We start from the raw sequence: 20345 nt of genomic DNA on the forward strand, positions 1-20345 counted from the left end.
ATACACTTTATGATGGCAGCCCTAATGATGCTGGCCTGCCTTTCATGCGAAAAGAATACATCGGATAGTCCGTATGCTTATCTATACAAAGAGCTGCCGTTTGATATGCCGGTCATAGCGCCTCCTGTTTTTCCTGATTACACGGTTTCTGTTTCCGAATTCGGCGGCGTTGGGGATGGCATTAACCTGGAGACAGCGGCTTTTGCACGGGCTATCGATCACCTGTCGGAGCGCGGAGGAGGACGGCTTGTTGTGCCTGCGGGTGTTTGGTTTACCGGCCCTATTGTATTGAAAAGTAATATCAACCTACACCTGGAAGATAGAGCGATTATTCTCTTTTCCCCGGATAAAGATTTATATCCATTGGTAGAAACCTCTTTTGAAGGGCTGGACACCTATCGTTGCCAATCACCTCTTTCCGGAAGAAACCTGAAGAATATCGCTATTACGGGCCAGGGAGCCATCGATGGAAACGGTCATTACTGGCGTCCGCTGAAGAGGGATAAGGTTACAGAAAGTGTATGGAAAAAGACCATAGCCAGAGGAGGCGTATTCAAACGGGATGATTATTGGATGCCTTCGGCGGCCTATCTGCATGGCGATACGACCAGTAATATGAATGTGCCGCAAAACCTTCAAACTCCCGAAGAGTGGCAGGCCTTGCGCGACTTCCTTCGTCCGGTTATGGTTAGCCTGATTGACTGCAAAAATGTATTCCTGCAAGGGGTGATTTTCCAGAACTCACCGGCTTGGAATATCCATCCGTTAATGTGCGAAAATATCATTATTGACGACGTACAGGTGCGCAATCCATCCTATGCCCAAAACGGCGATGGGCTGGATCTGGAATCGTGCAAGAATACCATTGTGGTCAATAGTACCTTTGATGTAGGTGACGATGGCATCTGTATCAAATCAGGTAAAGATGAAGACGGACGCAAACGGGGCCGCCCTTGTGAGAACCTGATCGTACGCAACTGTACCGTGTTTAAAGGCCATGGTGGCTTTGTTGTCGGAAGTGAAATGTCCGGAGGCGTAAAAAATGTCTCGGTTTCTCATTGTCAGTTTTTAGGCACCGACGTTGGCTTGCGATTCAAAAGCCGACGCGGACGCGGAGGCGTGGTGGAGAATATCCATATATCACATATCAGCATGTTTGATATAGCTACCGAACCTGTTTTATTCAATCTTTATTATGGCGGAAAATCAGCCGTAGAAACCCTGGAAGATAACGATCAGCCGGAAGCCTTGAAAGAGATCATCCCTCCGGTAGACGAGACCACCCCGGCATTCAAAGATATCTATATCCGGGATGTTGTGTGTCATAACGCGCGTCGTGCCATGTATTTCTACGGATTGCCCGAACAGATGATCAACAATATACAAATAGAAAATTTCATTGTTCATTCCAAGGTGGGCGCGGAATTGATAGAGTCTGAAAACATCAGCCTAAAGAATGTGCAGATCTATGCAGAGACAGCTCCGGCTATTCTTTTCAACAATGTAAAGAACGTTGCGATAGAAGGATTCGAAACAGACCCGTCTTTGGAAACGATTTTTGCCGTAGGCGGCACAAGAACAGAGCAGATACGTATCGCTACGCCCTATGGAAAAGAAAAACTGAAGGTAGCCTCTAACCTTGATTCGGAGACAGTGACGTTGCTTAGTAATCCCTAATCTGTTTGGAGCGGAAAACAATAAGTAGCTCCTTTCGTGTGAGGCGAGGAGGAGAAGGTACAAAGGAAGTTCTCGGCAGCAATGCCGGGAACTTTTATTTTCAGCGCAATTGTCTGTCGCGTTTGTGAAAGATCGGCCACATGCAGCTGTCCTTTACCTGTACCTATTCCCTTTAGCTGCAACGCACATGGCGCATCGACTGTGATAGACATATCTTTGTAAGTAAACATTCCCGCTTCCCAGCAAATAACCTGTAAGATATTCAACCCTGCATGATAGACCGCTTGCCAGGCATTCGTATTGGCAACGATTTGTATATTGTCTACCGGGTAGTTCATCATTTCCGATGGCTGTTGAATTCCCGGTATAAGGATATAACTATATTGCTCGTTTTCGGGCTGTATACCATGATCGATCCACAGCGTAAAGACCTCTTTTTGTAAAGTATCTTGAGGAAGGTTATTATTTATGCTAAACCAGCTTCCCTGCTGTTCCTGTAGCGATAAGCCGACGTCTCCCCCATTAGGGAAGTAATATCCCACATTCCCATGCCATACCCAATTGATATCATCTTTATAACGATAGGCACCGGGAGACAGGGCTTGCAGCCTGTCTTCCCGGTTGATATACACCTCACCCTTCAACAGACATTGGTTAAGGGTCGTATTTATGGTGTGTTCATTAGCCGAGCAAATGTTTGTACCCAGGCAAACAATCTCCTCATCAAATAGGAACCAGGCTTTTTGTGCGGCGCTGTGGATGTTTTCATAGGCATCTTGGTATTTATAGGCAACAGCAGCATAGAGGCTATCCGATACACCTCCGACAAACGCTGAGGTGCCTTTGGTAATATAACTCGGAGCAATTGGGATCTCTATCAGTTCTGGGGAAGTGACTCCCGGTATTTTAGCCCAATTCCACACAGGAAAAATATCCGTGTACTCATGACCAGTAACCTGAATGCTATTGGCTCCGTCTGAAAGGAAATACTGCTTAAAGCCTTCGCCATTGCCAATGCCCTGTTCATTTCTTGCTGTACGATTCGATACGGTTCGGATATCAAAGGTATATTTCTCTCTTTGATGGAGTGTATAGTCTGAGCGATAATAGTGACGATTAAAAGGGATCAGATGGTAGCCCGGCTGTTCGCTGTTGCCGATACGCGCAATGGCTTGGAGATATTCCTCATTATGTGCAGCATCGATGACTGATAGTTTTTCCAAAAGAGGGATGAGCTCTCGTTGCGACAGGGCATTCAGACGCGTCACGCCACGTCCTAAGACATTGTACGACATGCTCTCGCCCCGAATCGTTGGCAGAAAGGTCTCCCGAACGAATTTGCTTAGAACAAAAAGCCTTTCCCCTGCCAGGGCGTATGCTGTGTCCACAAATAGTATGGCAATATCGACTACCCCTTTGATCATAGCCGTGCCATAACCACCGATATACAACTGCGGGCCATGTTGCATATAGGAATTATCATATTGGATACCCTCACGCATGGTATAAGATAATGAAGAATAGATCTCAGTCAAGGCCTCTTTCAACAATGTGGTGTCTTTGGTTAGGCAGGCTCTGTACATAAAATGGAGCGCGACATCTACCTTGTTCGCTCCGGCTTGTCTCTTCGGATCACCATTCTCAAAAGCCATTCTGTTAAGCAATTTGTCTAACAGGTCGGCCGGCAATCGCTTCTTCCCCTTTTCTAATACCAACAAGATCTTACCCATTCTTTGGGGAGCACCTATTTCGTTTTGCCACCAGTTGTCACTTCGCGGGTTCTCTGCATGCCAATAGGCTAAGGCCTTTTCAATTTTCTTCTGTAAAGTTTGGTTCTCAAAATAGAGACTACCTTCAGTTGTGTAAGCTAAACTCATCTGCAAAATATTGTCCAGATGTTGGAGCGGTGGCCAGACGGTTCTGTCTCTTCTGGTATAATCTATATGATTGAAAGTCCCCTCCTCCCGGTAGATTGTCAGGATGTCGGTCGTTAGCGAGTCTAATTCTGGTAGGGATTGTACAGTAGCGGTTTTGATTTCCTGTCTTATTTTTTCATTTATGTTTTGGAATAGATCCTCATGGGTGCTGTTCGATGCGAAAAGACTATCACTAAAACAAGACAACAAGAAAAGAAAGATCATAGATCCGGGGAAATAGAATCTTCGAAAATTGTGTAAATGATATGATGTCTTTAGCATGATAAATAGCGTCTCTAATGTATAAAATTATCTCTAAAGCGACAGATTACTATCGCTTTAGAGACATAAAGACAGAAATTACTTCCAACCTGGGTTGGGGGTAAGATTCGGATTTAAGACAAACTCGCCTTTAGGGATTGGGAAGTAATACTGATGATCGCTCCAGGGACGGACACCTTTTTCCGCAAAGTTGTTATCCAAAGGATGGCAAATGATAAATCCTTCCTCATCCACATATAGGTCTTTGCCGATAACAAGCTTGGGAGCAACCACCGGATATTTGTTATTGCTGCCATCGTATAATTTTTCAACCGACTTAAAATTGATGCCTCTCAATGGCACAGTCATTAATTTACCTCCTTTCCATCTCATCAGATCCTGGTATCTCAGGTCTTCTACAGCAAATTCCACTCTTCTTTCTCTGCGAATCTCGCGCAAAAGAGGAGAAACCGTATAATCTAACTTCGCCGCATAGATAGCATCTAAGCGTGGGTCTTCCGGGATATTATTCAACGTCAACTTTGCCGTTGGGTATTTGTCGAAATCAAACCCTGCTCTCTCTCTAAGGGCATTGATGGTTAGGTCAAGATCACTTTGATCGAGCGTTCCGTTTAATTCATATTTCGCTTCAGCATAGTTGAGCAATACTTCGGCATAACGGAATTCAACACCAATTTGCGTACCTGTTGACTCATGCTGTTTGTTATCAGGCATCCAATGCTTGATAATCCGGTATCCTGTAGAGACATTACCTGTATATGAGCAGGTGGGATAAACAACTCCATTGACAGATTGATCCATTTGATTGTTTCCATCGCTGTAAATAGAGAAATACTCACCCGGCTTCATGATGGTTTGTCGCAGGCGCGGGTCACGGTTATCCATTTCACTCCAGTTATCATAGCCCTTAAAGAGAGGATTCTTCTCATAGCTACCGCCTGTTCCACCGATATAGATAGGTCTTCCGTCTTCGCAAAGGTATTCATCTACCAAGCCTTTGGTAGCGGCGACGTTACGGTTGTTCTGAAACCAATAGCGCTGTCCGTAGTGTCCCACCTGCGTGCCATCATATCCACGCGCCAGGATTGCTTCCTTATGCGATACGCTTGTTCCTGTCTTGATAAACATATTCCAGTATGCCTGATCTGTACCATCGGTATACAGGGTGTAACGTCCGCTATTGATCAACTCGGAAGCTGCTTTTACAGCCTCTTCTAAGAATTTATTAGCAGTAGACTGAAGTTGTAGTTCTGTATGATATTTTCTAAAAGTGCCTTCGAACAAACAGATACGCGCTTTTAAGGCATTGGCATGATCCCGGTTTATTCTTCCGGTAGGAGCGGCTGCTGAAGGTGCCGGCAGATATTGAACCGCATAGTTCAAACAAGCCAAGACAGAATCCATCACCTCCGCCCGGGGCGTTCTGTCCATATACAATTCCGGTGATTCGATGGTCAGCGCATGCGACAACCACTGTACATCACCAAAATAAAGAACCTTCTGATAATATTCCCATGCTTTGAAGAAACGGGCTTCTCCTTCATATCGGTTTTTCAACTCTTCCGAGATTTCCGCTTTGCGGAAGTTATCAAGGAACCAGTTAAGACGGTAGATGATTTTGAAGTTCCAGCCCGTATTGCCGTTACCATCATCTTTATTGGGTGTAATATACGAACCATTATATCGGCCATCAATACTGGAGCCACTATTCACCATGTTATCTGTATATAAATCACCCAGCATCAGGTGGAAAGGAGGAATATTACGCGGATAAGAGAATTGGGCACCACCAAACGAAGGCGATGTATTAAATCCGCCAAAGCCATTATCGTAGCCTCTGACAAAGAAAGGGTAGAATGTGTTTAGTCCCAGTTGAACATCATTCTCTGATTTAAAGAACACCGTTCCTGTCAAGTCTGTCACAGGCTCTCTGTCCATAAAGCTGTCATTGCAGGCAAGCATAAAAGATAGGCTTAAGATGCATGACATGATTAAAATATATGTTGATTTCATCTTTTAATGATTTTATTGATTAGAAAGTAATTTGAGCACCCACAGAAATAGACTTCCAATTAGGATAGTTTTCAGACATTTGCACCGGATCATATACCTTGGGCACATCTGTTAGGGTGAAAAGATTATATCCCGAAGCGTATAACCGCAACTTCTCCACCTTTGCTTTCATCGTGAATGCCTTTGGCAAGGTATAACCTAAAGTAACCTGTTTCAGACGGAAATAGGAGGCATCGATCAGGTAACCGGTTTGCTGTTCCCAGTTTTGTCCGTTGGCACCATAGGTAGGATATTTCGCCTGTGTGTTTTCCGGTGTCCATGAGTTGTTAAGCATATACTCACTTCCCGCATTACCGGTTCCCGGGCGGAAAAAGTTTCCGGCTCCCAACCAATAGTCACGTTTGGCTACTCCCTGGAAGAAGAGATAAAGATCAAAACCTTTGTAAGAGACATTTCCTGTTAGGGAGTAATTGTAGCGAGGCGTACTATTACCAATAATTTTTCTATCACCGGGTTCTTTGGCAGTCAAGCCTTTCGTGATTTTCTTATCGCCATCCAGGTCTTTGTATTTCACATCACCCGGATACCAGTTGGCTCCTAAGGCCGACTGGTCATGTTCTATTTTCAGTTTGCCGTTTGCGTCAAAATCATCTTCCTGGAATAATCGATCGGTTTCATACCCCCAAATGTTTCCAAATTTAGCCCCACCATAAATGGTTCCTATTGTTTGGTTCTCGTCGTTGGCCGGGAATGAAATCACCTTTGTCTGCGAGTCGGCTATTGATAAGGTTACATCATAGCGGAGTCCGTTTGCTAATTTATCGCGCCAGGTCAGGAAAAATTCCCAACCGTAGGTTTTCAGTTCGCCCGAGTTTACCAAAGGAGGAGCAACAGCTAAAATAGCCGGGTATTCGGCTCCACCCATTAAGATGTCTTTTGTTCTTCTTTCAAATACTTCTGCTACCACTTCCAAACGGTTGCCTAACATCATAGCATCCAAACCAATATTCAGGTTCGCAGTCGTTTCCCATTTTAATGCAGAAGCCACCAGATCGTTCGGTGCATATACCTGTACGATTTTTCCCCCATTCATATAATAATTCAATGCACCATATTTCAATGTAGAGGCAAAAGGATAGTTCGAACTGGGCTGACTACCTAATACCCCATAGCCACCTCTCAGTTTCAGGTTGTTCAGCCAGGAGCGGGTGTTTTCCATAAAAGACTCTTCGGAAATTCTCCAAGCGGCAGAGAAGGATGGGAAAAACTTATATCTTTCTCCTTTTGTAAACTTGGATGAGCCATCGTACCGACCATTCACTTCGAACAGGTAGCGATCAGAAAAGTTATAATTAACTCTACCAAACACACCTCTGGAAGCCGTTTCCGTACCGGAATCAGTCACGGCCTGCTTGCTTTCGGAAGAGACTTGTACAGATTCCAGATCCGGCGTAATCAGATATGTCGCGTTCACACCGGTTTTCTTGCTCATATACGATTCCTGGTTGAATCCGATAACTCCTGATACGGTATGCTTTTTAGCAAACGTTTTATTGAAATCGGCATACAGGTTGATCGTAAACAGCTCTGTTTTTTGACGTGTTTTTGTGAGCATATTGTTGGTCGCGTGCGTGGAGCTTAATGTCCAGGAACCAGCAACATATTCCCGCTTGGGCGTTAACTGGTCGAAATCTTCCGTACGGGGACGATAAGAGAGGTCTCCTTTCAAAGTTAACCCGGGAAGCACCTTGTATGAAGGAGAAATGGTATAATAAGCAGATTCTCCGATCGTCCGTTGTTTAGCTCCATAGGCCAACCAGCCTAAGATATTGTCTGTCCAGGTGTTGGGTTGCGGGTCATCCGGTCCCGACATCAGAGGCATTCTGATATTTCTGCCCGGCTCATTACGCATAGCTGTCCAAACGCTGCCTTTGCCACCTACTACAAACGGTGTTTTATAATCCGTACGTGTTTGAGACACTTTTGTTGTCAAAGAGAGTCTATCTGTCAATTTCGCCGTCACATTCGCTAAGAAGGAGATTCTTTTGTATTCGTCCGTGTTTATCTTATACATACCTTCCTCGTCGGTATATCCCAGAGACACATAATAGGTAACGTTATTACTTCCTCCCGATACGCTTAATGAGTGTTGCTGAACCGGTGCCCAATCTCTGACGGCTACTTTGTACGGATTCATATTACCCAACCAGGTGATTCCCCCACTGGTAGCACCTTCGGTGGTGTACATCCAGGCGTTTTCAGGTGTTGGATTTGCCTGATACTTCAATAAACCATCTAATTCACGTTGTTGCGTAGTTGTCAATTCTTTGTAATTCCCTCTTTTCCCCCAGTTGCGCAGGTTGCTATTGTAAATTCCGGCCAAGAATTGCACGTCAGAACTCAGAATATCGGGTTCTGCAGAAGGAGCCTTCCAACGAATATCATAGCTGTAGCTGATCTGTGCCTTTTGATTGAACTTACCGGTTTTGGTGGTAACAATGATGACCCCATTGTTTGCACGTGTACCATAAATAGCCGCAGCCGAGGCATCTTTGATGATATTGAACGACTCTATATCATTCGGATTAAGCATATTCAAATTGGTAGCTCCGGCTTCAATACCGTCAATCAGAATCAGCGGTGATCCACTAACGCTTGTACCGCTTGAGTTCATGGACGTTACCCCTCTTAAGTTAAACGTTGGCTCCTTATTCGGTGCACCATTTTCGATACTGACATTGAGGTTGGGCACCAAACCTTGCAGGGCTTGCCCTACATTCGATACCGGCTTATTTTCAAATGCTTCAGAAGAGACACTGGTGACAGCACCTGTTAGATTGACTTTCTTTTGGGTCTGGTATCCCACTGAAACAACCACTTCTCCTAACATTTGGGAGCTTTCTTCCATCTTTACATGAATAGTAGTACGCGTGCCTACGGTTAATTCTTGTGTAGCATAGCCCAGGTAAGAAAAAACAAGTACGGATTGCTCATTAGGAACCTGGACACTATACTGACCGTCGAGGTCGGTCACTGTACCCGTTGTCGTTCCTTTAATAGATACATTGGCGCCAATAACTGGTTCGTTCAATTGGTCCGTTACAGTCCCGGTTACGGTAGTCTGTGCTTTCGCCATTGTTCCGAGGCTTAAAAGGAGCCCCCATAGAAGCATTTTGAAAACGCTGTTGATTTTTCTCTCTGCCCGATTGGTCGCAGGCAGCTTTTTTGAGAACTGTTTTCTCATGTTTTTTTAGTTTTGTGCGTTAAACAATTTTTACGATTTGTTCGCTTTAGTTTATGCAAAAAACACACAAAAGCAGGGTTTTCAGGGGGAAAATCATCCCAAATTAGCGTCCATTTGTCTCAAATAGAAAAAAAACGTAAATACGGCTGTGGTCTTAACAATAAAATCACCCCTTGTTCTTCGGATCGACCAATAATCCGAGGACAAGGGGTGTGAAAGGATGGTATACTATTATTTCCCCAGTATAGATTCACGTATGCGCAGAGCGAGCCCGCTACATCCTTCTACGACAGAGAGGTTCCAATCGTCATCTATTCGCAGACCGGCATAAGCCGCATACTTCGCATAATCTATCGCGGATGTGGTGTCGACATAACGACGCATCTCCATCAAAGGCTGGCCGGCAACTTCAGCACATACCTGCCAGAATTCCTCTTCCGTAAAACCGCGATCCTTCTCTTTGTAGTATTGCCAGTAAAGTGCTCGCATAACATCATCCAAGCTCCGGCGGTTATCGGTCATCTGTCGAATTTCTATATCCATCAATAGGCCAATGATCGGTCCTTTGTCGTAATAGGAAATACGGGTATCCGCCCCATTGGCATTGTTATTAAAGAAATTAAGCCATATATCATAGCTGCTTTGCCGGAGGCTCATATGATTTTTACCATTCTTCCCCTCCACCTTTCGGATAACGGCACTCATCTCTTTCAGAAAATAGTCTTTGTTAATAATACCTGCCCGCAAAAGAATAGGTAGTTCATAATAGACCGTAAACCCTTCGGAGATCCATAGTAGTGGTGTAAAAACCTCTTTGTCATAATCGAATGGGCCTAATTCAATGGGGCGTATGGTTTTCACGTTATAAAGATGGAAATACTCATGTGTGATAAAAGAGAGAAAGCTATTATACATCTCTCGCGTCGTAAAATGATATGTGCCATAGGTAAAGCAGGCTTGCGAATTAAAGTGCTCCAAGCCGCCTCCCCCACGTCCCATCAGGATAAAGCAATAATTATCATAAGGCACATCACCAATCAGCGCCGTGCAGGAGGAGATCATTTTTTTCAGGTCGCCCACAAAGTCCTGTTCTTCGAATCCTTCCGGTGTTTCCATGGCCAGTTCATATTCGTGCCCTTCGTGTGTAAAGTGGATAAGTGTCTGGTTTCCGATATAAACAGGAGAGTCATAGAGCAGATCAAAGTCTGCAGCATAGAATGTATTCGTCTCTTCCATCCTTTTCAGTCCGGTAGAGATATGTTTCCACGTGTCGGGCAGCGTAAAATGTACCGTGACAGGCATATTCTTTTTTTCTTCGATATGCATATAAACACCATTGCCCGGAATAAAGGCCTTTTCTTCGGTCACCATACATTCCGCCACACTGTGAGCATTGGCATAGACACGATAAGAGACGGTCACATCGTGGCAATTGCCATGATGCACCACCCACCCGTTTTTGCCACTCTTTTCCCAAATAAGCGGATGGCCATCAGGATCGAATGCCTCAAAATCGACTACATTTTTGGGATAGTCGAGGATAATGTAATAACCGGGTGCCCAAACCGGCATACGCAAAATGGTGGCTTCTTCCGAAAGACCGGAAAGGGAAAGACTGACGTGAATATACTGTTCTTCCGGATCGAAAGAGAGGTGGTAACGCATTCCCGTTTGGGAAAACAGAGAAAGAGAGGAGAATAACATCCCCAATAGAAAGAGACAAATAGATCGTTTCATCTGTATATAAACATGTGTGTTTTCGGTATTCCGCACAAATGTAAAGATTCTCTCTGATCCACCCAATAATATACAGATGAATATCCCTCCAATCGACTATCACTCGGTACGCAAATGGTTTACCGGATTCTCATTGGCTACCCGCCAGGTGCGTACGGTGATGCAAAGGATAATTCCACCCAACACCAGCATACTTGAAAAGATAAAAAGAGGGGCATCCAACGCTATTTTCACCGCAAACTGCTGCAACCAGGAGCTTCCCACGATATGAGAGATAAATAGTCCGATAACCAACGCGGGTACAGATATAATCAGAACTCCTTTATTTATCGTATATAAGACATCGCGAGCGGAAGCACCTACGATCTTCCGGATAGCAATCTCCTTGCTGCGTCGATTCACCTCATCATCGGTATAACCATATAAGCCGATGAATGTGATCAACAGCATAATAAGAGCCGCAATCATCACCGCCTTCCGGAACATACGGGCTTCAATATAACTCAACTCCATCTTATCTACATAACTCATAAAATAGGCATCTTCATCCTGTGCTATGGATGTAAGTCTTTTGTTCAGTTGCGCAACAACAGGGGCAGAAGCCTCATGCAGTTTGACAACAATCCGTTTCCGTGCCCACCAGACATCCTCTGTTGGATTCATCGGGAAGATCACCAACGGCGGAATATCTTTCAGCATCTCCGACTCCTGCTTAAACAATGCCATCAACTGAAAATCTTTCACCACACCAATCACCTCCATCGGCTCGTTACTCATAAACGTTTTCAATCGCCTTCCAATGGGAGATTCCCCCCACCCCATAATAGAGGCAAATTTCTCATTCACCAGAATCGTCGACGATTGCGTATTCTCTTCCGTGAATGCCCGCCCTTGCGCCATTTGTATGCCGAAGGTATGCAAGTAATCCTTGTCGGCCGCCATAAAGCGGGTGCTAAACTGCTCATTGCTCTCGGGGATAACAATTATATCGCCATTCATAAAATCGAGCGGCAGATTGGTTGCTACAGAGACCGATTTCACCTGCGCCATGTTCTCCAGTTCGGATTTGATCACCTTATATTGTTCTCCACTCTGCCCGCTCATATCCTCTGTGAAATAGACATGTTCCATCGAGTAGCCCATATCCTTATTCATCAACAGGTCGTATTGCCGCACAATGACAAACAACAAAGTGCAGACAAAAGCGATGCCCGCGAACTGGGTAAACAACAAAGAGCTCTTCCAACGATTCTTATGTAAGGAATAGGATCTAAACACCTGCGACACCGGTATCCGCGAGAAGACAACCGCTGGCACAATTCCAGTACACAACAATAACACGCCAATCACCGAAAGGGGTACCCATATATTATACATAAACACATTCTTCAAAGAGGTCTGGATCATATTCTCTATCGGCACTTTGAACAGGAAAATAAGAAAAACAGCCAGCCCCACCGATATCAGGATCAAGCCCAGTGTTTCGAAAAAGAACATAGAGAAGACATTCCGATTGGTTGCCCCACTGCATTTATAGATCCCAACCGATTTGGCACGTACCATCAGGGAAGACAAAGAAACCAACAGGTAATTCATCGCGGAAATAAACAATAATGAAAAAGCCAGGACACTCAATACAGTCAATAGTCTCCGAACCGTATCATCGTGGGAGTGCAGCTGAGTTACCGGTTTCAATACATAATGAATATCATTTCCTTTCGCCTTCTCCGCCTCCACATCATAATATTTCGTAAGCATAGCGGGTATTTTCGCCTCTACCTCTTCGGCAGAAACACCGGGACGCAACTTCACATACCCTAAAAAGGAATCGCGTCCCAGCCAAGGCATCTCAGCCGGATCGTACCCAAAGCCTGTAACGGCATCCATCGTCAGATGGCTATTCGCCGGCAGATCAGTATAGACTCCCGCTACCAGAAGAGGTTTTTCACTCCCTTTTCGCAGGAAAGGCTTGCCCATCGGATCCTCCTCGCCGAAAACCCGCCTGGCCAATGACTCCGACAAGAAAATATGCGAGTTTACATTCAGATCATCGGCATGCCCCTGCAAAAGCTTTATACCGAAAACGTCAAAGAAAGAGGATTGAACACTCATCCGCTTAATCCGGAAACGATTCTCTTCATGGATGTAAATCTCTTCGGTCGTAGGAATACGTGATGTGGTCACCATCTCCTCCACCTCTGCCAGGTCATTCTTCATCGCCGTCGCCACCGGACCAAAAACCACCGGACCATCATAAGCGGTGGTCTCCCCGCTATAAATCAAACGTTGTATCCTGTAAATCCGATCGGCATCCGGATAGAATCTATCATAACTCAACTCAAAAGCCACCTTGGAGAACAACACCAAAGCAACCGCCAAGCCCAAGGTCAGCGATATGACCTTAATACTATTGCTTCCTTTCCGGTATACTAAATACCGCAACGTATAGAAAAACTGTTTCATCCGGATATCTGATTATCTGTTTTTACAGATATACAACAAACCGCATGCCAACAGATATAATATACTACAAAACAAACACTTACATACTCTACCGCAAAATAAAAATGTCAAATAATTATACAAGACTGTATAATTATTTGACATTGAATCTATCGATTTCACCCTAATGGGGTTATCCTGAAACAACTATTCTCCGAATGAATCTACCAGTCGTCCGTACGGAAAGGAGAAGCAAGCAATCCTTCTTTGTTTTTCAAGTTAGCATCTTCGGGGTTATCACTCCAGGCGTAACGAACGGCTACCGGATTTTTAATTCCTTTATGACTGACAATGACTTTGTTCCCCCGGATCACAGCGTCTGCCCAAACAAATTTCCGGTCTTCCCCTGCGATGGCAAAATGCTTTAAGGCGCCCTTACTTGTGAGGCCGCTCCCTGTTTCCGTGAAGGTGAGGATAATCTTATCGCCCTCTATCTTCATCTCCTTATACATCGGTCCCGAAGCCACCAATTTTTCTCCATAAACCAATTTACGGGCACCTAAGAACAGGCGGTGAGCCACATCCTTTTTGTTCAACGGATGAATATCGTTCCACTCACCCACATCGTAGGTAACCGCCATGGCTGTATAAGGCACCTGCAAGGCTGTTTTATACTGCGCTTCACGAATGCCTGCCCAGCTACTTTCCGATGGCTCAGGCTGTTTGGGCTGGAAGTTAGGCAACTGCACCAATAAGAAAGGCATCTGTGGCATATCCCACAATTCTCTCCAGTTGTTAATCAGTGCTGCCAACTGTCCGGCATATTCTTTATGTCGTCCGGCGTTCGACTCACCCTGGTACCAGATAGCCCCTTTCACCTGGTAGTGACGGATAGGATGGATCATGCCATTGTAATAACCCGAACCGACATTCCTCAGATCAGGACCGGCACCTGGTCGTCCACCCATGCCTCCCCCGAACTGGGGAGCATTGCCCAAATCGAGCCCTACCCTGTATTTCCAATCGCCCGTGAGATCAATTTCCACACCATCACCTACAACCTTATAGTTTTTATCTTCCACAAAACCGCCGCCCCCTGCATTATCGGTCAGCTTTACAACAATCGTATTCGTGCCCTCATGCAGGATACCGGCCGGAATATCATACTTGCGCGGAGGGTATTGATAGGTAACATTCCCCACAAAATGGCCATTCACAAAGGTCGAATCGGCATTGACAAGCGTACCCATATAGAGCTTTGCATGTTTCCCATCCATAGAGGCTGGCACCTCGATATCTTTTCTAAACCATACCACCCCGCGGGCATTCAGTCCTTTGTCGCGCCAGAGTCCCGGCATAGTCATCGTTGCCCAATCGGAATCATCAAGGTCTTCCGCCTGCCATTGGCCGGCGCCTTTATCCATCTGTGCATTGCGTGCCTTATCGACAGCCTCTTTGTCGAACAGGTATTGAGGAAATTCTTTCAGATGCTCCTGGCTGATCCACCCTTCGATAGGCGTGCCACCAACACTTGAATTCAACATACCAATAGGTACCTGGTATTTTGCATAGGCTTCCTGGGCATAGAAATAGGCCAGTGCCGACCAGTTCATCACATCGGAGGCGGTTGCCGAATACCATTTTGCACCATCAGGGATATCCTCTTTCAGTTCTTCGATGGTGTTTTGTGTCGGCACCTTATAATGGCGTATCATGTGATTGTTAGATACATTGATTTCCGGATATTTCTCCACCAGACGAGCCACCGGCGTCTCCTGATTGGACTGTCCGGAGCAGAGCCACACATCCCCTACCAATACATCGCGGATAATGATTTCGTTTACCTCAAGAATAAAAGGACCTCCCGCTTTCTGAGGAGGAAGCGTTGCCGACCAGTTGCCCTGCCTATCGGTTACGGCATCATAATAATTGCCTCGGAAACGAACAGTCACCTTTTCGCCGGGATCGGCCCAACCCCAGATGGTCAGTTCTGTGTCGCGTTGTAACACCATCCGATCACTAATCAGCTTCGGAAGACGTATGGCAGCGGAAAGAGTCTGTGACGCGCATATGGCAATAAAAAAGCATAATGCCCATGCGGAATAATTCATCAATGGTTTTCTTACGTGATTTCTCATGTTTCTATTTTGTATTAATTACGAAAATCAGGCATACAAATAGGTATGCGAACCTTATGTTTGCAAAAATACAGAATAAACCCATTAAAAAAAATCACTTTTTCCGAAGCGGCAAATCAAACTGAAAAATACTACCTTCTCCTAAGGCTGATTCGACACGGATCTCTCCACCAAAAGCATCAATAATCCATTTACAGATCGAAAGCCCCAGCCCTATCCCTTTATGAAAAGCTTCCGCCTTATAGAAAGGATAGAAAAGCGTCTCCATATCGGCATCCGCTATACCAATGCCCGTATCGGCTACGGTAAAGCGTAAGGTATCATTCCCGACCGTTTCGTAAGCGAGCGTAATACTGCCTTCGCGGGTGAAGTTAATAGAGTTCTCCACCAGTTGAGAAATAACCTGTTTCAGCATCATTGGATCCGTATATAAAGAGACGGAATGAGGTAGTTCTTTAAATACCAACTTGACACCGGCGGGCATCTTGGGCAAATACTTCTCCATGATTCTTTTGCAAAACGGCTTGACCTCTATGGTTTTAAAATCAAACTCTGCGGTTCCTGCCTCTAACTGCGTATAATAGAGCATCTTATCGACAATACGCAGTAGCTGATCGCTATTCGACCGGATGCAGTCTGTCAGCTCCCGGTTTTGCTCGGAGTCGGAGGCATCTGCCAAAAAGCACGACAAGCCGACTATGGCATTGAGAGGCGTACGTATCTCATGACTCATATTTTCGATAAAAGCCGATTTGAGCTTACCCACTTCCCTGGTTCGTAACAATTCGAGCTCCATCTCGCGTTGTTCTGTCACATTTGTCGAATAACACATCACATGGAGTGGAAGGCCTTCCGAATCATATTTATAGACATGGAAATTAGTCGTAAGCCAGAAATATTGATTATGCACCCATTGACGATAGGTAGCCGAAAACTCGCTTATCTGCCCCTGCAATAAGGGGAGAACTCCTTCATCAAAGACCCGTTTGGTATCTTCGGGATGAATCCGTTGCAGATGGTTCTTATAGGATTGCCCGATCTTCGGGCGTTCTTCGGATTTCTCCCCCCAAATAAGGGACTCATCACTCAATGAATAGTCTATAGTGACCTTATCTGCTTTCACATCGTATTCCCAGATAAACGACTTTCCTGTATCGACAGCCAGTCGCATCTTTTCATAGTGCTCAATGTATTCTTCCGTATTATCATAGACCAATTGCAGGTATCCGAAAACATCTCCATTGGCATCTTTTAACGGCACATTTTTCCCAACCAGGCTTTTGTATTTCTGTTGTGCGCTTGACTGGAAATAGTGCGAATCACTTATCTGCCCAAAATCATATTTATTCTCAAAATAGGCATATTCCCCATTTCGTATAAGGGCTTTGACCTCATCGGAAATCGTCGGATTCTCAAACAGGTTTACCCCCAGTACATCTTCACGTGTAGTCACCAGGATATCAAGGCCGGCAGGATTAATCTCTATCAGATACCCTTTCTCATCGTAAATCTCTATACCTACCGGTATGTTCTCCACCACCATTTGCAGCAACAGGTCATTGCGTGTCGTCTGCATCGCCAAGATATTGGCCTCTTCTTTGAGTATCTCCTGATCAGCAATATAAGAAAAGCACTTGGCAAAGATATGGAGTTGCTCTACCTCCTCAGGAGTCCATTCTCTATGTTCGTTGACACTTTCTATGCCCAGAAAGCCATTGATCACGCCGCGGCTATCGGTAGGCACAAACAAAAGAGAACAAACATTGTTATCCTTGATCATGTTCCGACAGTTTATCGCATCAATAGGAATTCGCTCAATATTGTGCATGACGATATCCTCTTTGGCTCTTAATTGAGAAAACAACCAGGGCAACTCCTTCTCCGTTAAGTGAAGATGGGTTAAGAATCGTTGGTCAAGAAATTCAATGATTCCTCTGACACCTTCAGCCGTAGCCTCATATTTGAAAGAGATTTGCGTACCATCCGTATGGATAAGACCCAGGTAGGCACGGTCGACACCAAAACAGGTGAGCAATTCACTCAAAGCATCCGTTATAGCAGAATCCTCTTTGGAGTAGAACAATAAATCGAAAACATGGGAATGCCACTCCCAAGCGGTTTTTTCTTCTTTTTCTTTAAAGTACTTGTTACTAATCGGGTTATATTTTTTACGATACTCCATCATATCAATTTAAAGCGTGTTTTTAGGCATACAATCAATAAACAAATATAATCATAATATGTTCGGTCAGATTATATTTTTGTGAAATTTTTATACTCCCCCCCGATGTATCCCCTCCACAAATGCATATAAACCTTTTTTAACACTTGTTTATGAGTCAACAAATGACATATAATAGGCTATTTTTAGCTACAAACCGGGGGTATTCTGCCTAAGGACTTCCTAGGGAGTGCCTACGTACTGCCTACGTACTGCCTACGTACTGTCTACGTACTGCCTACGTACTGTCTACGTACTTTTTATATAGTTAGTACGGAGGCACTACGGAGGCAGTACGGAGGCACCCCCTAGGCACTATTAAAACGTAAGCTAATCACCCTATATACATCCCGATTTATCGGTCTATCCCTGACAAAAAGTGTCTTATTTCGGGGAATTGGTTACTTTTTGATAGCAAAACGCATGCGTGTTAAACCTATCATTTTACGAAGTATTAACATATGGCCCGTTTTAAGGTCATTTTTCAGCGAAAATATAAGAGAGATTGCAAATTCCTGTCGGAGGTATATAAAAACAAAATAAGTCAAATGCGCGGAATAGTTAGGATTCCAGAATTTTGACAGAATTATTCATTATTTTTGTCAATTAAGAGAATGGCGAGACATGAAAATATTGGTTATAGAAGATGAAGACTCCCTGCGGGATGTGATGATACGCTCATTGGAAAAGGAGCGTTATGTGGTGGAATGGGCAGCCAATTACCGGGAGGCGTTATGGAAGATGAATGATTACAGCTATGACTGCATCGTCCTGGACATTATGCTGCCCGACGGCAGCGGCCTTTCGCTGTTAGAGGAGTTGAAAAAGATGAAAAAGAAAGACAGTGTGATCATTGTCTCTGCCAAGGACTCGATCGACGATAAGGTGAGGGGATTAGATCTCGGAGCGGATGATTACCTGACCAAGCCTTTCCATCTGGCGGAACTGAATGCGCGGATAAAATCCATTATCCGCCGCAAGCAGCAGGATGGCGAGATGAATCTCTCCTACGCCAATATCATTATCTATCCCGACCGGCATGCCGTTTTTATCGATGGCGAAGAGCTATTGTTGAACCGGAAGGAGTTCGACCTGCTCTATTATTTTGTAACCAATCCCGAACGATTATTGAGCAAAGATGCTTTAGCCGAATCGGTTTGGGGTGATTACATCGATCAGGTAGATAGCTTTGACTTCATCTACAGCCAGGTGAAGAACCTGCGAAAGAAACTGAAAACCTCGGGAGCAAAGCCGGAAATCAAAGCGGTTTATGGATTCGGGTATAAAATGACATACGAAGAATAACAGGATATGAAGCTGAGCCAATACACGTTACGGAATCTGTTAGTGCCTCTATTAATCATTATGACAGTATGGGCTTTCGGTTTTTACTTCTTTATCATGCATGAGGTGAACGACGAAACCAATGATACCCTGTTGAATTACAAGGAGATCATCATCAAACACGTCTTGGAAGACGAAAGCCTGTTGAGAGATAATATCGGCATTATGAACAGCTATTATATCCGGGAGATACCGGCCGAGCAGGCTGATCTGTCGCGGGATCTATTCTTCGACTCCACAAAATACATCGAAGTGGAACGGGAGCATGAACCGATCCGGGTGCTCCGCACTCATTTCCTGGCGGCCAACGGGAAGTTTTATGAGTTGCAAATAGAAATATCCACCCTTGAAAAGGAAGACTTGAAAGAGGCTATCGTATGGAGTATTATTGCATTATACATCATTCTGCTTGGGGCGATACTGCTGGTTATGCACTTCGTATTCAAGAAAAGCTTCCGTCCGCTCTACGCCATCCTTGGCTGGTTGCGCGGATATCACCCGGCCAAACCGCAGCCATTGGCCAACGCGACGGATATCGATGAATTTAAGACGCTTAACGAGGCCTTTGTCAAAGCAGCACAACGGGGAAGCGATATCTACAACCAACAGAAACAGTTTGTCGAATTGGCCTCTCATGAATTGCAAACGCCCTTAGCGGTTAGCATAAATCGCTTGGAGCTCTTAAGTGAAGATCCTCATTGCACGGAGGAACAGTTGATGGAAATGGCCAGCATTCACCGCACACTGCAAGGGATAGTGAAGATGAATAAAGCGTTGCTTTTATTGTCGCGTATCGAAAACGGCCAGTTCCCGGAAACAGAAGAGATTGCCGTTGCGGAGGTGATAGAAAATATGGTAGCCGACTTCAAAGAGATCCATGAAGAGCGCCGCATCAACGTATTCATCCTGAAAGAAGCCGCACCAACCTTCCACATGAACAGAGACCTGGCGAATACAATGATCTCCAACCTGATCAAGAATGCGTTTGTCCATAACATACCCGACGGAGAGATCTATATTGAGCTCCTGGCTGACCGGATCATTATCAGCAATACCAGCGAAAGTCCGGAATTGAACAAAGAACGCCTATTCCAACGATTTGGCAAACAAACCAACCGCCCCGACTCTACCGGCCTGGGACTGGCACTTGTCAAATCCATTGCCGACCTTTACCACATCAACGTCTCTTACCATTATAATGGGAAGCATCAGTTCCTGTTGGAAATGAAGAAGTAAGAAGTCATAGAAGCAAGAAGTCAAAGAAGCAAGAAGTTAAGAAGTTAAAGAAGTAAGAAGTTAAGAAGTCAAGAAGTTAGACAAAATACTTCTAC

General features: G+C 44.8%; 10 protein-coding genes. 3 read left to right on the forward strand and 7 right to left on the reverse strand.

Annotated features, from left to right (window positions below; genetic code table 11):
• Window positions 1-24: 24 nt before the first annotated feature.
• Entirely contained in the window at window positions 25-1677 is a 1653-nt protein-coding gene (locus M2134_RS07660) for a glycoside hydrolase family 28 protein (protein ID WP_280750166.1), read from the forward strand.
• On the opposite strand, the gene M2134_RS07665 is transcribed toward M2134_RS07660, so the two are convergent.
• From M2134_RS07665 to M2134_RS07695, 7 genes are all read right to left on the reverse strand, one after another.
• Window positions 1674-3875, reverse strand: a complete 2202-nt coding sequence (locus tag M2134_RS07665; protein ID WP_348525037.1) for a polysaccharide lyase 8 family protein — start codon at window positions 3873-3875, stop codon at window positions 1674-1676. The genes M2134_RS07660 and M2134_RS07665 overlap by 4 nt on opposite strands.
• 78 nt (window positions 3876-3953) lie before the next feature.
• Window positions 3954-5888 carry a RagB/SusD family nutrient uptake outer membrane protein gene (locus M2134_RS07670; RefSeq protein WP_280750137.1) on the reverse strand — a complete coding sequence of 645 codons (1935 nt, stop codon included), beginning with the start codon at window positions 5886-5888 and terminating at the stop codon, window positions 3954-3956.
• A gap of 19 nt (window positions 5889-5907) precedes the next feature.
• Window positions 5908-9132 carry a TonB-dependent receptor gene (locus M2134_RS07675; protein WP_280750138.1) on the reverse strand — a complete coding sequence of 1075 codons (3225 nt, stop codon included), beginning with the start codon at window positions 9130-9132 and terminating at the stop codon, window positions 5908-5910.
• Window positions 9133-9363: 231 nt separating this feature from the next.
• Window positions 9364-10869, reverse strand: coding sequence for a hypothetical protein (locus tag M2134_RS07680; RefSeq protein WP_280750139.1), 1506 nt, complete (start codon window positions 10867-10869; stop codon window positions 9364-9366).
• 99 nt (window positions 10870-10968) lie between these two features.
• Window positions 10969-13332, reverse strand: a complete 2364-nt coding sequence (locus M2134_RS07685; protein WP_280750140.1) for an ABC transporter permease — start codon at window positions 13330-13332, stop codon at window positions 10969-10971.
• A gap of 203 nt (window positions 13333-13535) precedes the next feature.
• Window positions 13536-15449: a sialate O-acetylesterase gene (locus M2134_RS07690; RefSeq protein ID WP_280750141.1), complete on the reverse strand. Its 1914-nt coding sequence runs from the start codon at window positions 15447-15449 to the stop codon at window positions 13536-13538.
• Between the two features lie 94 nt (window positions 15450-15543).
• Window positions 15544-17634 carry an ATP-binding protein gene (locus tag M2134_RS07695; protein ID WP_280750142.1) on the reverse strand — a complete coding sequence of 697 codons (2091 nt, stop codon included), beginning with the start codon at window positions 17632-17634 and terminating at the stop codon, window positions 15544-15546.
• A 660-nt stretch (window positions 17635-18294) separates the two neighbouring features.
• Here M2134_RS07695 and M2134_RS07700 point away from each other — a divergent pair.
• Entirely contained in the window at window positions 18295-18975 is a 681-nt protein-coding gene (locus M2134_RS07700; RefSeq protein WP_280750143.1) for a response regulator transcription factor, read from the forward strand.
• Between the two features lie 6 nt (window positions 18976-18981).
• Window positions 18982-20250, forward strand: coding sequence for a HAMP domain-containing sensor histidine kinase (locus M2134_RS07705; protein WP_280750144.1), 1269 nt, complete (start codon window positions 18982-18984; stop codon window positions 20248-20250).
• The last annotated feature ends 95 nt before the right edge of the window (window positions 20251-20345 follow it).

The organism is Parabacteroides sp. PM6-13 (assembly GCF_029892605.1).
In the GTDB taxonomy this organism is placed as follows: domain Bacteria; phylum Bacteroidota; class Bacteroidia; order Bacteroidales; family Tannerellaceae; genus QVMG01.

What these genes read in the sequence shown, in the direction of transcription:
- M2134_RS07705 (WP_280750144.1), top strand. Translation starts at nt 18,982, where the DNA reads ATGAAGCTGAGCCAATACACGTTACGGAATCTGTTAGTGCCTCTATTA.
- M2134_RS07660 (WP_280750166.1), top strand. Translation starts at nt 25, where the DNA reads ATGATGCTGGCCTGCCTTTCATGCGAAAAGAATACATCGGATAGTCCG.
- M2134_RS07670 (WP_280750137.1), bottom strand. Translation starts at nt 5,888, where the DNA reads ATGAAATCAACATATATTTTAATCATGTCATGCATCTTAAGCCTATCT.
- M2134_RS07665 (WP_348525037.1), bottom strand. Translation starts at nt 3,875, where the DNA reads ATGCTAAAGACATCATATCATTTACACAATTTTCGAAGATTCTATTTC.
- M2134_RS07690 (WP_280750141.1), bottom strand. Translation starts at nt 15,449, where the DNA reads ATGAGAAATCACGTAAGAAAACCATTGATGAATTATTCCGCATGGGCA.
- M2134_RS07675 (WP_280750138.1), bottom strand. Translation starts at nt 9,132, where the DNA reads ATGAGAAAACAGTTCTCAAAAAAGCTGCCTGCGACCAATCGGGCAGAG.
- M2134_RS07685 (WP_280750140.1), bottom strand. Translation starts at nt 13,332, where the DNA reads ATGAAACAGTTTTTCTATACGTTGCGGTATTTAGTATACCGGAAAGGA.
- M2134_RS07700 (WP_280750143.1), top strand. Translation starts at nt 18,295, where the DNA reads ATGAAAATATTGGTTATAGAAGATGAAGACTCCCTGCGGGATGTGATG.
- M2134_RS07680 (WP_280750139.1), bottom strand. Translation starts at nt 10,869, where the DNA reads ATGAAACGATCTATTTGTCTCTTTCTATTGGGGATGTTATTCTCCTCT.
- M2134_RS07695 (WP_280750142.1), bottom strand. Translation starts at nt 17,634, where the DNA reads ATGATGGAGTATCGTAAAAAATATAACCCGATTAGTAACAAGTACTTT.